The following is a 13,568-nucleotide window of genomic DNA, read 5'->3' on the forward strand; positions in this document are numbered from 1 at the left end:
GTCAGCGCCTCGGGGACGTGAGAAGCATATGGGATGCCGGCGGCTATCGCCAAAACGGTTTCCCCCGGTGGGTGCGCAGGGCCTCCGGCGGGCCTCGTCGGCTCAGCCCCAGCCCAGCTCGTGGAGCCGCTCGTCCTCGATGCCGAAGTGGTGCGCCACCTCGTGCACGACGGTCACCGCGACCTCGTGGACCACGTCCTCCGCCGTCTCGCAGTAGCGCAGCGTCGGCCCCATGTAGATGGAGATCCGGTCGGGAAGCACCCCGGCGTACCACTCCCCGCGCTCCGTGAGCGGGGTTCCCTCGTAGAGGCCCAGCAGTTCGGGGTCGGACGGATCGGGTTCGTCCTCGACGAACACCGCCACGTTGTCCATGACCCGCGTCAGTTCCGGCGGGATCGTGTCCAGGGCCTGGCTCACCAGCTCTTCGAACGCCTCGCGTGTCATCTCCAGCACAGGTCCATTGTCCGGGACCGGGCGCGAAGCCGGGCTCTTCGTTCTCGATCCCTTCGTTCCCGGGCGTGTCCCTTGTGGCGCGCGGGGAGTTGGGCTGTGAAACGCGTTCTCCCCCGGTTCCCTGGAGGTGCCCTCCGTGCGCCCACTGCCCACCCCCGTGAGATGGGCCGCCACCGCGCTGGCGGTCGCCGCCTGCGCCGGACTCAGCGGCTGCATGAGTGTGACCGACGAGGGGGCCGAGCCCGCGCCCGGCAAGTCCGCGGGAAAGCAGCAGGGTGTGTCGGCCGAGTCGGACGGGGGCGCGGGCGCGCCCGGCGGCGTACGGGACCGGGCGCACGGGCACGGGACGTCCGGCAAGGACGGCAAGAAGAGTGGGGCCGGCGGGGACGAGGCGTCGCCCGAGCCGGGCGCGTCGCCTTCGCGGCCCGGGAAGCCGGCCGCGGCGGGCGGTGCGGGCAAGCCAGGGCCGCAGCGGCCCGAGGAGCCGGCGGGGCCGGGGGAGCCCCACGGGCCGGGCGGTGAGCCGAGCGCGCCGGGCGGCGCGGTCGGCGGTGGTGGCGAGGAGCCGCCACCGGTCGACCCGACGCCGACGGAGCAGCCGCCGGGGCCGGGACCGTCGTCGAACCCGGATCCGGGTCCGAAGCCGAGCGAGCAGCCCTCGGCGACGCCCGGGGCGGACACCCACATGGGGGCCATGAAGGCCGCCGAGGCTTCCGGGGACCAGTCGGAACCGCAGGCATCGCCGCAGGTCGGGCCGGTGTGACGTAGTCCGGTTTGCCACAGGTGGGGGAGGGTGCGTATGGTGGTAGATCGTTTGATCCCATTGCCCGGCGCCGACACAGAAGAGCGCCGCGTGGCGCGTACTCTCCCTAGCCGTGGCTGACCGCATTGAGGCGGTCGTTGTGCGAATTCACGGAGTTGACGGGCGCGTGCCGAGACTCCGGAAGGTTTCGCATTTCGCATGTCCATTTTCAGTTCTGACCACGCCGTCATGCCCGAGAACGACGAGATCGTCGAGGCCGTAGAGGCTTCCGAGACCGTCGCCACCGAGGCCGACGACATCGCTGCCGAGTCCGACGAGACCACCGAGGTCGAGTCCTCGGAGCCCACCATCACGTTCGCCGACCTCGGTCTGCCCGAGGGCGTCGTGCGCAAGCTCGCGCAGAACGGCGTGACCACCCCCTTCCCGATCCAGGCCGCGACCATCCCGGACGCCCTGGCCGGCAAGGACATCCTGGGCCGCGGTCGCACCGGCTCCGGCAAGACCCTCTCCTTCGGTCTGCCGACCCTGGCGCAGCTGGCCGGCGGCCACACCGAGAAGAAGAAGCCCCGCGCGGTCATCCTCACCCCGACCCGTGAGCTCGCGATGCAGGTCGCGGACGCCCTCCAGCCGTACGGCGACGTGCTCGGCCTGAAGATCAAGGTCGTCTGCGGCGGTACGTCCATGGGCAACCAGATCTACGCCCTGGAGCGCGGCGTCGACATCCTCGTCGCCACCCCGGGCCGACTGCGCGACATCATCAACCGTGGCGCTTGCTCCCTGGAGAACGTCCAGGTCGCCGTCCTCGACGAGGCCGACCAGATGTCCGACCTGGGCTTCCTGCCCGAGGTCACCGAGCTGCTCGACCAGGTTCCGGCCGGGGGCCAGCGCATGCTGTTCTCGGCCACGATGGAGAACGAGATCTCCACCCTGGTCAAGCGCTACCTGGTCGACCCGGTCAGCCACGAGGTCGACAGCGCCCAGGGCAACGTCTCGACCATGAGCCACCACGTCCTCGTCGTGAAGCCGAAGGACAAGGCCCCGGTCACCGCCGCCATCGCCGCCCGCAAGGGCCGCACGATCATCTTCGTCCGCACCCAGCTGGGCGCCGACCGCATCGCCGAGCAGCTCGTCGAGGCGGGCGTGAAGGCGGACGCGCTGCACGGCGGCATGACGCAGGGTGCCCGTACCCGCGTGCTCGCCGACTTCAAGGACGGCTACGTCAACGCGCTGGTCGCCACCGACGTCGCCGCCCGCGGCATCCACGTCGACGGCATCGACCTGGTCCTGAACGTGGACCCGGCCGGCGACCACAAGGACTACCTGCACCGCTCGGGCCGTACGGCGCGTGCCGGCCGCTCGGGTGTCGTGGTCTCCCTGGCGCTGCCGCACCAGCGCCGTCAGATCTTCCGCCTGATGGAGGACGCGGGCGTGGACGCCTCGCGTCACATCGTGGGCGGGGCGGGCGCGTTCGACCCGGAGGTCGCCGAGATCACCGGTGCGCGTTCGCTGACGGAGGTCCAGGCCGACTCCGCGAACAACGCCGCCAAGCAGGCCGAGCGCGAGCTCGCCGACCTGACCAAGCAGCTGGAGCGCCTGCAGCGCCGGGCCACGGAGCTGCGCGAGGAGGCCGACCGTCTGGTCGCCCGCGCCGCCCGTGAGCGCGGCGACGACCCGGAGACGGCCGTCGCCGAGGTCGCGGAGGCCGCGGAGGCCGAGCTGGCGAAGGCCGTGGAGGAGCAGGCGAAGGCCGCTGCCGCGGAGAAGGAGCGCCAGTCGTACGAGCGCCGCGACGACCGGGGCAACTTCGAGCGCCGCGACAACGACCGCGGTGGCTTCCGCCGGGACGACCGTCGTGACGACCGCGGTGGCGACCGTGGCGGCTTCCGCCGCGACAACGACCGTCGTGACGACCGGGGCGGCGACCGTGGCGGCTTCCGCCGTGACAACGACCGCGGTGGCTTCGACCGCCGGGACAACGACCGCGGCGGCGACCGCGGTGGCTTCCGCCGTGACAACGACCGTCCGTCCGGCGGCTTCCGCCGGGACAACGACCGTCGTGACGACCGCGGTGGCGACCGTGGCGGCTTCCGCCGCGACGACCGTCCCTCGGGCGGCTTCCGCCGGGACAACGAGCGCGGTGGCTTCGACCGTCGTGACGACCGCGGTGGCGACCGTGGCGGCTTCCGCCGCGACGACCGTCCCTCGGGCGGCTTCCGCCGCGACAACGACCGTCCGTCCGGCGGCTTCCGCCGGGACAACGACCGTCGTGACGACCGTGGCGGCTTCCGTCGCGACGACCGCCCGTCCGGCGGCCACCGCGGCAGCGATCGTCCGTTCAACCGCGACCGCCGCGATGACCGTCCCTTCGGCCGCCGCGACGACCACCGAGGCGGCGCCGGCTCCGGCTCCTCCTTCGGCCGCCGCGACGACAAGCCCCGCTGGAAGCGCAACGGCTGACGGTCGGTAGGACACTGAGCCAAGGGCCCGTACGAGCACATCGGTGCTGGTACGGGCCCTTTGCGTACCCTGCTTTGAACGGGTTCGAAAAGTCCTTCCACGGTGTGTGTGACGGCTGTTACGATCCGCACGCCCGTGGTGAGGGCGCGGAGGGGGGCCTTCGAGCAAGCCGCACCACGGGATTCTCTGGGGAGGGAATCCGTGCGTATACGCACTTCGAGACTTCTGTCCATCGCGCTCGCCACCGCTGCCGGACTGACGCTCACCACGGGATGGGCGCCGGGACAGGTGGCGATGGCCGCGGACACTCCGGCGGAGATCGTGGTTCCGGCGACGACGCAGACCTCTCCGCCGTTCGCCGTGATTCAGAGCGCGGGGGCGAGCGGGTATCTGCAGCAGAGCAGCACGCCGGGGTATCGCGGACTCGAATGGACGTCCTACGACGGGACGGTCCGGCCCCTCCCCGGCGCCGAGAATCTCTCGACCGTCGGGTTGAGCCCGTACTACGGCTCCGTGTCGGACATAGTCGCCATCCCGTCCCGCGCGGACACAGCGGGCCGCGAGGTGCGCCTGCGGAACATGTCGACCGGGGAGAGCTGGACCGTCATGGTGCCGGCCGGCCAGCGGTACATCGGGGCCATCGGCGACACCGTGGTGTCCTTCGGGGAGGGATCGGTTCACCTGCTGCGTCGTGAGAGCGGCGGTACGGCCGACCGTCTGGTGGCCGGCTATCCGGAGGGCTCTGTCGACGGGTCGATCACGCGTGCCGGCGTCGGCGGTGTGGCGATCGCCTTCACCCACCCGGACCGGACGAGGGACTTCTCCTGGCTCGACATTCGGTCGGCGACGCTCACCCGCATTCCGGAGACCGCGATAGTTCCGCCGATCGTGACGTCCCATCATGTGGTCGTCACCGGAGACCGCGGGGTCCTCGTGTACGAACAGGGGAAATTCGACGCGCCGGTTCAGGACTTCGAACCTGCCCTCTACCGGGCACAGATCATGGGTGTCGTGGGCGACTCCCTGATCGTCGCGCGGCCCCAGCCGGCTCCCGGCGAGGCGGATTGGCGGGTGGTCGCCGTCCCGTTCGACGGATCGGCGGAGAGGCCGCTGATCGCCCAGGCGGAATCGCGGACGTTTCCTCACCCCGGCGGCGGGCTGGTGGCCGTGGGCGGCGCCTCGGCGCTGGACTACGGCTTCAATCTGATCAGTGCGAGTCCGGACGGAAAGCCACAGGTCAAGCGGGTCCGCACACTGCCCCCTGACCCCATGTCCATCCGGGACGTGGCGTTGGACGAAAACCGCCTGACCTCACTCGAGCTCGGGGACGGGGACGGCTCCGTATACGAGAGGCCGCTGACCGCGGTGGCTCCGGGCTACGGCACCCGCGAGACGAAGGGTTCGCCGGCTCCGGGCGCAAAGCAGGTGTGCGGGCGTGACGAGTTCTGCCCGGATCTGATCCCGACGGGGGACGGCCGGTTCGTGTACGTGGGTCGCGTCCTCGGCGAGGACGGAGCCCTGCATCTCCGACTCCACGCCGTGGGCTCCGACAGGCAGTTCCCCGGAACGGTGCTGGAGACCGGGCTTGCCGACACGTACCTCGACAGCACGATCAGCGTGCTGGGCGCTTCAGGCCGCTACGTCGTGGTGTACGGGCGGCCCGCCGGTGGCGGCGAGCCCGAGAGGCGAGTCCTGGACCTCGACGCCGGCGGCAAGCTCGTCCAACGGGTGCAGGCCGGACCGGCGGCCGTGTGGGAGGACGTCCTGTGGAGCTCCGTGGGTACGTCGGGCACGGTGACCGCGAAGAACGTCAGGACCGGGGCCACTCTTGTGTCGACCGGGATTCCGGGCTGCCAGAGCGTCTCCGATCTGCAGGCCCGCGGCCGCTGGCTGTACTGGTCCTGTCAGCGGACGAATTCCTTCGCGACGGGTGTCTTCGACCTTCACACGCAGAAGAACGTGACGCTTCCGGAGGGCTACGGGAGGATCGAACTCGGTGACGGACGTCGTGGGTACGTCGGTGACCGCGAAGAACGTCGGACCTGCAGGCCCGCGGCCGCTGGCTGTACTGGTCCTGTCAGCGGACGAATTCCTTCGCGACGGGTGTCTTCGACCTTCACACGCAGAAGAACGTGACGCTTCCGGAGGGCTACGGGAGGATCGAACTCGGTGACGGGTTCGTCGTACGGAACACGTACACGTACGGATCCCTGCGCGTGTTCGACGTGCGGAGCGGTTCGGTCGTCGAGCGGTCGGTCGACCCTGCCGCAGGGGTGTCGGACCTGGATCCGGAGACCGGTCAGCTCGCCTACTCGGTGCTGGGCGGCGACATCAGGATCCGTGAGCTGGGCAAGCCGGTTTCCGGGCCGGCGCCCGTGTCCACACAGGTGACGCCCGTCGTCGAGACGGACGCGACCCCCGTCGCGTGGCGCGGCCAGTGGTGGCTGAGCAAGCCGATCGCGGGCTGGACCCTCGCCCTTCGGCACACGGCCACGGGCCGGGTGGTCGCCACGCGTACGGGCGGCCCGACGGACGCACCGTTCACGGCCGACTGGAACGGCCGCACAGCCTCCGGGGGTCTGCTGCCCAACGGTGCGTACACCTGGACGCTGACCGCGCAGCCGGTGGCCGGCCAGGGCTCCGCCCTGACGTTGTCGGGTACGTCGCGCCTCGTCGGCGGCACCGCGGTACGCCGGGACCACGCCGGGGGCGGCTCCCTGCCCGACGGGAACGGTGACCTGCTCGTTCGTACGACCTCCGGGTCGCTGGACTTCTGGCACGGGACCGGGACCGGGCGGGTGTCCGGGAAGACCGCCGGGGCCGGGTGGGGGACGAGCGTCAACACCGCCGTGCCGTTCGGCGACGTCAACGGCGACAACTGCAACGACGTGATGCTGCGGATGTCCTCCGGCGAGCTGCGGACGTACAAGCCGGGCTGCGGCAAGCCGCTCACGCCGGCCGTCGCGTACACGAAGGCCGGCAGTGGGTTCGGCGGGATGAACCTGATGACGTCGCCCGGGGATCTGACCGGTGACGGGCGGGCCGATCTCGTCGCGCGGAACGGGGACTCGTTGTACCTGTACGCCGGGAAGGCCGGGGGGACCCTGGCCAGTGGGGTGCGGTTCGGGTCCGGGTGGTCGCCGTTCACGCACATCGCCGGGGCCGGGGATCTCGACGGGGACCGGATCGGGGATCTCGTCGCGCGGAAGAGTGACGGGTCGCTGTACCGGTACTCCGGTGCCGGGGGCGGCCGGCTCAAGGCCGGGGTGAAGATCAAGTCCGGGTGGGGTGCCTCGTACACCACCGTCGTCGGCGTCGGGGATCTCGACTCCGACGCGAAGCGCGATCTCGTCGTGCGCGACCGCGCCGGTCTGCTGTTCCGGATCTCCGGGGACGGCAACGGGTCCTTCGGGACGGCCGTGCAGATCGGGTCCGGCTGGGGGTCGTTCAAGGGGCTGTTCTAGAAACGGCGCGGCCGGTGATCCGATACCCGATCGGCTCACCGGCCGCGTCCGGCTATGCTCGGGGGTGACTCGCCGAGGGCCGTTAGCTCAATTGGCAGAGCAGCGGACTTTTAATCCGTTGGTTGTGGGTTCGAGTCCCACACGGCCTACGAGTCTTCACGACAGCGCCCCGCCCGGTTCCGACCGGACGGGGCGCTTCGTCGTTCCGGGCGAGGAGGCAGCAGGGCGAGCGTCTGGGACATCTTTTGAAGACTGAGGGATATTCAGCCGCTCGCTCGATCTTCCTACTGTTGGGGGTGTCGGCAAACGACATCACACGTTGCTCACAGGGGAGAAACATCATGCGCGCTGTCGTCCAGGACACCTTCGGCGGTCCCGAGGTCCTGCGTACCGTCGAGACCGAGCGGCCCGCGCCGCTCGGGGGCGAGGTGCTCGTGCGGGTGCACGCGGCCGGGGTGAACCCCGTCGACGTGGCCGTGCGGTCCGGCGCCTACCCGCTGCTGGGGGAGCCGCCGTTCGGCGTCGGCTGGGACATCTCCGGCGTCGTCGAGGAGGCCGGCCCGGGGGCGCGGTTCAAGGCCGGGGACGAGGTGTTCGGGATGCCGTTCTTCCCGCGCGCGGCCAACGGCTACGCCGAGTACGTCGCGGTCCCGTCCCGCCAGGTCGCCCGCAAGCCCGCCTCGATCGGGCACGTCGAGGCCGCCGCCCTCCCGCTCGCCGCGCTCACCGCCTGGCAGGGGCTCGTCGACGGGGCCGGGATCAAGGAGGGCGACCGGGTGCTCGTGCACCGGGCCGCCGGCGGCGTCGGACACTTCGCCGTGCAGATCGCGAAGGCGCGCGGCGCGTACGTGATCGGCCTCGCGAGCCCCGGCAAGCACGACTTCGTCCGCGAGCTGGGCGCCGACGAGGTGATCGACTACACCGCGGCGCCGTTCGAGACCCTCGTCCGGGACGTCGACGTCGTCCTCGACTCCAACGCGCAGGGCACCCAGTCCCTCTCCGTGCTCCGCCCCGGTGGCACGCTCGTCAGCATCATGGAGCACTGGAACCAGGAGCTCGCCGCCGTGACCGAGGCCGCAGGGCGGCGCTTCGTCGGCGTCTCCGTCGAGCCGGACTACGCCTCCCTGGAGGCCATCGCCCGTCTCGTCGACGAGGGGCTGATCCGGCCGCACGTCTCCGAGACCTTCGCGCTCGACGAGGCCGCCAAGGCGCACGAGCTGGTCGGTTCGGGGCAGGTGCGGGGCAAGGTCGTGCTCACCGTCGAGTGAGCAGCCGCAGGCAGTGGGCCGCCTCAGGCGGTGGGCCGTCTCAGGCGACGGGCTGCCGAGAGCCACGAGCCGCCGACGTATCGTCTCCAGTTCCAGGAGACCGGACTTGGAGGGGCGTTGGACATCCTGACGGAGGCGCTGGGGTCGATGCGGACCGGGCTGCCCACATCCGTACGCACCGACGGTCGGGCGCCCTGGGGGCTGCGGCTCCCGCCGGTCGCCGGCGCGGGGTTCCACGTCGTCCTGTACGGGACGTGCTGGCTCATCCCGCTGGACGACGCCCCGCCGCACCTGCGGCCGATCGCGCTGAGCCCGGGGGACGTGGTCTTCCTCCGGGACGGCCGGGGGCACATCCTCGCCGACGACCCCGGCACCCCGGCGGAGGTCGAACGGCCCGACCAGTACAAGCAGGTCGGCCCGATCGGGACGGTCAGCGTCGGCGGCGACGGCGCCCGCACCACCTTGCTGTGCGGCAACTACCACCTGGACCAGGGCCGTCCGCATCCGCTGGTGCGTCAGCTGCCCGAGATCATCCATCTGCCCACCCGGCACGGCCGGCACCCCGAGCTGAGCGCCGCGGTCCAACTCCTCGGCGCGGAGCTGGAGAACCCGCGGATCGGGTCGAGCGGCATCGTCCCGACGCTGATCGACTCGCTGCTCCTCTACATCCTGCGCGCCTGGCTCGAGTCCCAGCCTCCGGCCGCCGCCGCGGGCTGGGCCGCCGCGCTCGGCGACTCCGCGGTGGCTCCGGCGCTGGCCGCGATCCACGCGGACCCGTCGGTCGCCTGGACGGTCGACGCGCTGGCGGACCGGGCCGGGCTGTCCCGCGCGGCCTTCGCCCGCCGGTTCACCGCGCTCGTCGGGGAGCCGCCCATGGCGTACCTGACGCGCTGGCGCATGACCACGGCGGCCCGGCTGCTGCGCGAGTCCGAGGACCCGCTGACCGTCGTCGCGGCGCGGACCGGGTACGGCTCCGAGTACGCGTTCGCCAAGGCGTTCAAGCGGGAGTACGGGCAGGCACCGGGCGGGTACCGGCGCCAGGCCCGGACCGCGGCCTGACCCGCCGGGCGTCCCTCACTTCGCCGGCGGCCGAACCGGCCGCGGTTCGAACCTCGCCGTCAGCGCGTGCGCCGCGTCCATCGTCACCGCGATCACCGGCTCCTTGTGCGGGTGCGCCCGGCCGTCCAGGAGCCAGCCGGCGAAGACCAGGCCCGGCGCCGGCACGGCCGTCACCGTCACCTCGGTGCCCGGCCGGTACGGGCCCCAGGCGCCCGGCGCGACCGCCCCGCCGGCCGTCGGCGCGGCGGCGAGCGTCAGCGCGTGCCGGGTCACCGGGACTTCGGGGGTGCGGTAGCCGGCGACGACCGGCGCCGTCAGGGCGGCGACCCGCGCGTTGTCGTTGTCGGCGTCGCCGAGCGGCTGACCCTCCCGCGTGCGCAGGGTGTTGGAGAACTGGTTGACCGCCGCGCACGGCCCCGGGCAGGAGGAGCCGTACGCCATGATCGTGTGGAAGCGGCCGTCCGGCGTGACCCAGCCGGTGCTGTACGGCGTGGTCAGGGATCGCGTCCAGTCTCGGCCCACGTTCTGCCGGGCGAGGGTCGCCCGGTCGTGCCAGAGGCCCAGGTTGTGCCCCACCTCGTGGCCGAAGTTGAACCAGTCGACGACGCTGTCGACGTCCGTCACCGAGTACGCCGCGTCGTCGGACGTGGGCGTCGGGGGCGACGGCAGGCTGCCCTGCCCGCTGCTCGTGCCGGCCGGCACGGTGACCAGCAGCGCGGCGAGGTCGGCGGCGTGACGCTCGCGCAGTGCGGCGGCGGGCGCGCCGAGCCGCCGGTCGTACGGGTCGGAGAGTTTGCGGTACACGTCGGACGCGCGCTCGCTGCCGTCGTACGGGGCCTCGTACACCGCCACCACGTCGACGCTGGCCCGGACCCCGCTGTCGGCGAGCGCGCTGTCGACGGTCGCGTCGGCCAGCGCGATCCGGGACCGCATCGCCGTCGCGCCGCCGATCCGTTCGGCCGCCCGCGGCGTGTACCCGACCACCATGTCGATGACGACCGGCTCGGGTTCGGCGGCCGGAACGCCCGGCGGGTTGTGGCGTGGCGGCGCGCCCGCCGCCACCTCGTCGGTGACCGGCAGCGGCCGCTTGCGCGGGTCCTCCTCCGTGACGAGGACCCGGCCCGGCCGGCCGGGCGCCGAGGAGAGCGTGTACGTGAGCGGTCCCCGGGTCACCACGCCGTCCACGGCCGTGGACGCCGCCCGGGCGTTCGGCTCGCAGGCGCCGGTGACCGTCAGGAGCACCGTCCGCTCCGGCCGCCCGGCCTCATGGCCCGCCCACGTCACCGTGCCCCGCGCGTCCCGCTCCACCCGGTCCGCGACCGCCGTCACCGACACGTCGTGGAACAGGTCGAGGGTCCGGGTGCCGGGCGCGCCGTCGCGCGTACGGGCGGTGCACAGCGACTCGTACGCGTGCGGGTCGATCCGCTGGGTACGGCTGCGCAGCACCCAGGCCGGGTCCTCGGGCACCGGGTCCGTGTCGGACGCCGCCGGGGGCACGGCGAGCGACGCGAGGGCCAGCAGCCCCGCCCCCACGAGCAACGAGCGGCGCGCGCGCATGACTTCTCCCCTGGCCGGTCGACGGGTGTCGACTGGCCAGTGAAGGGGGCGGGGCGGCGCCGGATCCACGTACGACGGCCTCCACAGACCCGTACGAAGGTTTCCTTCACCCCACCGGGTCAGTCCTCCGGCGTCGCGGTGTCGGTGCCGGTGTCCTTGTCGGTACCGGTGTCCAGGGCGCCGACGTCCAGGCGCTCCAGGCGCTCCGGGTCCACGAGGATGTCGATCTCGACGATGAGGCCCTCCTCGGAGACAGTGAAGGCGAGCAGCGCGGACGGGCTGCCGGCTTCGATCGCGAGGAGCCCGGCGTTGCCGTTGACCAGGACCGGCACGCCCTGGGCTTCGGCGCGGGAGAACATGAGCGCCTGCGAGGCGACGGCCCGCGCACCGCGGACCAGCGTGGTGGCGACCGCGCGCAGCGAGCCGCCGTCGGCGCGCAGCAGCACGTCCGGGTCGAGCACCGCGAGCAGGCCCTCGAAGTCGCCGCCACGGGCGGCCGCGAGGAACGCGTCGACGGCCTTCCGCTGCCGGGCCGCGTCGCGCTCCGGCTCCGGGGCCGCGCCCCGGACACGGCGCCGGGCCCGGCTGGCGAGCTGCCGGGCGGCGGTCGGGGTGCGGCCGACGATCGGGCCGATCTCGTCGAAGGACACCCCGAACATGTCGTGCAGCACGAACGCGAGGCGCTCCGCCGGGCCGAGCGTCTCCAGGACGACGAGCAGCGCGAGCCCGACCGAGTCGGCGATCAGCGCCTGCTGTTCGGGGTCGGCGGCCGTCCGTGCGCCCTGGTCCGGTGCCTGGACCACCGGGTCGGGGAGGTGGACGCGGGCGTCCAGGGAGTCCTCGCGGCGCGAGGTGCGGGAGCGGAGCATGTCCAGGCAGACCCGGCCGACGACGGTGGTCAGCCAGCCGCCGAGGTTCTCGACGGCCGAGGCGTCGGAGCGGCTGAGCTTGAACCAGGCTTCCTGAACGGCGTCCTCGGCCTCGCTCACCGAGCCGAGCATCCGGTACGCGACCGCGCGCAGACGGTCGCGGTCCGCCTCGAAGCGCTGGGCCAGCAGGTCCTTGTCGTTCATCGTGGTCCGTTCCCCTCGTCGGCGCGGTCGCTCACCCTTCATGACGGACGCGAGAGGGCCGATGTGACCGATCGGCGTCCCGGCACGTGAGATCCGCGCCGAGCCGCGCCGGACGCGCGGAAATTCCCGGCGGATCCCCGTGACTGCCGGGATTCCCCACTTCAACCCGATGATCTTCGTCCGTAGATTCTCTGGCATGACGACAACGACGCAGGTCAACGCCGCTTCCACCGCCACTACCGCCGCCGCCCCTGCCGCCCCCGCGAACGCCGTGCTCCGTGTCCCGCCGGCCTCCCCGGCCGCGGCCGCCGCGTACTTCTCGGCCAGCCTCGCCTTCCACGCCGACGTCTCCGACGTCGCCTCCGCCCTCGCGGCGGACGGCGACCCGGGCTTCGTGGTCATCGACTCGCGCTCGACCGCGTCCTGGGACCAGGGCCACGTCCCCGGCGCCGTCCACCTGCCGACCGCGCTCATCGTGGAGCAGGCGGAGAAGCTGCTCGACAAGTCCGTGCCGGTCGTCACGTACTGCTGGGGCCCCGGTTGCAACGGCGCGACCCGCGCCGCGCTCGCCCTCGCCGAGCTCGGCTACCAGGTCAAGGAGATGCTCGGCGGCTTCGAGTACTGGGCGCGCGAGGGCTTCGCGTACGAGACCTGGGAGGGTCCGGCGAAGCACGACGCCGACCCGCTGACCGCGCCCGTCGACGCCGAGGACTGCGGCTGCTGACAGGGTCGTGAGACCAGGGTCACGTCGCTGTGCGCCTTATTGATTTCCGATGCTGCTCCGCATGACGTACTGTTGGGTTCACCGACGCGGGGTGGAGCAGCTCGGTAGCTCGCTGGGCTCATAACCCAGAGGTCGCAGGTTCAAATCCTGTCCCCGCTACTACTGCCTTAATTGGCAAAGCGTGACGAGGGCCCGGATCCATTGAATGGATCCGGGCCCTCGTGCATGTCCCGAGTCGTACGACATAAAGACCGGCCAAAACCGTGCCTGCCTCTTTGCAGCTGCACCCTGGCCACCCGTAATGTCACGTGCGCCATGAGTGACCACAGCGCGCCCGAGCTGCGGCAGGTACGACGGCGGCTCCCCGCGGTCCTCCTCCTGTTCGCGCTCGCAGCGCTGCTCGTGAGCGTCTGTCACGGTTCGCACGGGCACACGCTCCCCGCCACCGGAACCCCCACCGTCTCCGCGCCGGGCCTCCCGCACGGCTGCGACCGTCCCGACGAGCGGTGGACCTTCGACGCGCACCTGCCCGCGCAGGCCGCCCCACAGCCCGCCGCCCCTGACGCGGCCGGCGCCGTCCCCCTCGCGCACCGGATCGTCCCGCCCGCCGCCCCGCACCTGCGGTGCGTCCGCGGCCGGGCCGGGCCCGGACCCGAGCCGGGGCGGCTGCTCATCGCCCTCGGAGTCGACCGGAACTGAGCCGGGTCACGCACCACACGACCCGGCGCCTTTCCGCACCCACTCCCAGGA

The 13,568-nt window shown here is 72.3% G+C and carries 11 protein-coding genes and 2 tRNA genes; 10 read left to right on the forward strand and 3 right to left on the reverse strand.

The window, feature by feature from the left end; translation table 11 throughout:
- Positions 1 to 102: 102 nt before the first annotated feature.
- Entirely contained in the window at positions 103 to 453 is a 351-nt protein-coding gene (locus tag R2D22_RS19550; RefSeq protein ID WP_318105265.1) for a metallopeptidase family protein, read from the reverse strand.
- A gap of 136 nt (positions 454 to 589) precedes the next feature.
- Here R2D22_RS19550 and R2D22_RS19555 point away from each other — a divergent pair, with 136 nt between their 5' ends.
- The 7 genes from R2D22_RS19555 to R2D22_RS19585 all read left to right on the forward strand — a co-directional run bounded on the left by R2D22_RS19555 (position 590) and on the right by R2D22_RS19585 (position 9,464).
- Positions 590 to 1,216, forward strand: coding sequence for a hypothetical protein (locus tag R2D22_RS19555; protein WP_318105267.1), 627 nt, complete (start codon positions 590 to 592; stop codon positions 1,214 to 1,216).
- Positions 1,217 to 1,414: 198 nt separating this feature from the next.
- Positions 1,415 to 3,673, forward strand: coding sequence for a DEAD/DEAH box helicase (locus tag R2D22_RS19560; protein ID WP_318105269.1), 2,259 nt, complete (start codon positions 1,415 to 1,417; stop codon positions 3,671 to 3,673).
- Between the two features lie 201 nt (positions 3,674 to 3,874).
- A complete protein-coding gene (locus R2D22_RS19565; RefSeq protein WP_318105271.1) occupies positions 3,875 to 5,809 on the forward strand; it encodes a hypothetical protein in 1,935 nt (644 codons plus the stop codon).
- Positions 5,806 to 7,137: an FG-GAP-like repeat-containing protein gene (locus R2D22_RS19570; protein WP_318105272.1), complete on the forward strand. Its 1,332-nt coding sequence runs from the start codon at positions 5,806 to 5,808 to the stop codon at positions 7,135 to 7,137. The genes R2D22_RS19565 and R2D22_RS19570 overlap by 4 nt, the downstream gene beginning before the upstream one ends.
- A gap of 76 nt (positions 7,138 to 7,213) precedes the next feature.
- Positions 7,214 to 7,286: transfer RNA gene (locus R2D22_RS19575), tRNA-Lys, on the forward strand.
- A 192-nt stretch (positions 7,287 to 7,478) separates the two neighbouring features.
- On the forward strand, positions 7,479 to 8,405 hold the full coding sequence (locus R2D22_RS19580; RefSeq protein WP_318105273.1) for an NADP-dependent oxidoreductase: 927 nt from the start codon (positions 7,479 to 7,481) through the stop codon (positions 8,403 to 8,405).
- 117 nt (positions 8,406 to 8,522) lie between these two features.
- On the forward strand, positions 8,523 to 9,464 hold the full coding sequence (locus R2D22_RS19585; protein ID WP_318105276.1) for an AraC family transcriptional regulator: 942 nt from the start codon (positions 8,523 to 8,525) through the stop codon (positions 9,462 to 9,464).
- Between the two features lie 15 nt (positions 9,465 to 9,479).
- Here R2D22_RS19585 and R2D22_RS19590 read toward each other — a convergent pair whose 3' ends face one another.
- A complete protein-coding gene (locus R2D22_RS19590; RefSeq protein ID WP_318105279.1) occupies positions 9,480 to 11,021 on the reverse strand; it encodes an InlB B-repeat-containing protein in 1,542 nt (513 codons plus the stop codon).
- Positions 11,022 to 11,140: 119 nt separating this feature from the next.
- Positions 11,141 to 12,094, reverse strand: a complete 954-nt coding sequence (locus R2D22_RS19595; RefSeq protein WP_318105281.1) for a sigma-70 family RNA polymerase sigma factor — start codon at positions 12,092 to 12,094, stop codon at positions 11,141 to 11,143.
- 196 nt (positions 12,095 to 12,290) lie between these two features.
- Here R2D22_RS19595 and R2D22_RS19600 point away from each other — a divergent pair, with 196 nt between their 5' ends.
- From R2D22_RS19600 to R2D22_RS19610, 3 genes are all read left to right on the forward strand, one after another.
- The gene (locus R2D22_RS19600; RefSeq protein WP_318105283.1) at positions 12,291 to 12,818 is read left to right on the forward strand and encodes a rhodanese-like domain-containing protein; all 528 of its coding nucleotides are present in this window, start codon (positions 12,291 to 12,293) and stop codon (positions 12,816 to 12,818) included.
- Positions 12,819 to 12,903: 85 nt separating this feature from the next.
- Positions 12,904 to 12,977, forward strand: a tRNA-Met gene (locus R2D22_RS19605).
- Between the two features lie 156 nt (positions 12,978 to 13,133).
- A complete protein-coding gene (locus tag R2D22_RS19610; RefSeq protein WP_318105285.1) occupies positions 13,134 to 13,517 on the forward strand; it encodes a hypothetical protein in 384 nt (127 codons plus the stop codon).
- The last annotated feature ends 51 nt before the right edge of the window (positions 13,518 to 13,568 follow it).

It is taken from the genome of Streptomyces sp. HUAS YS2 (genome assembly GCF_033343995.1).
GTDB classification, from domain to species: domain Bacteria; phylum Actinomycetota; class Actinomycetes; order Streptomycetales; family Streptomycetaceae; genus Streptomyces; species Streptomyces solicathayae.

Coding starts and splice junctions, on each gene's coding strand:
- R2D22_RS19560 (WP_318105269.1), top strand. CDS start 1,415: ATGTCCATTTTCAGTTCTGACCACGCCGTCATGCCCGAGAACGACGAG.
- R2D22_RS19580 (WP_318105273.1), top strand. CDS start 7,479: ATGCGCGCTGTCGTCCAGGACACCTTCGGCGGTCCCGAGGTCCTGCGT.
- R2D22_RS19610 (WP_318105285.1), top strand. CDS start 13,134: ATGAGTGACCACAGCGCGCCCGAGCTGCGGCAGGTACGACGGCGGCTC.
- R2D22_RS19595 (WP_318105281.1), bottom strand. CDS start 12,094: ATGAACGACAAGGACCTGCTGGCCCAGCGCTTCGAGGCGGACCGCGAC.
- R2D22_RS19600 (WP_318105283.1), top strand. CDS start 12,291: ATGACGACAACGACGCAGGTCAACGCCGCTTCCACCGCCACTACCGCC.
- R2D22_RS19590 (WP_318105279.1), bottom strand. CDS start 11,021: ATGCGCGCGCGCCGCTCGTTGCTCGTGGGGGCGGGGCTGCTGGCCCTC.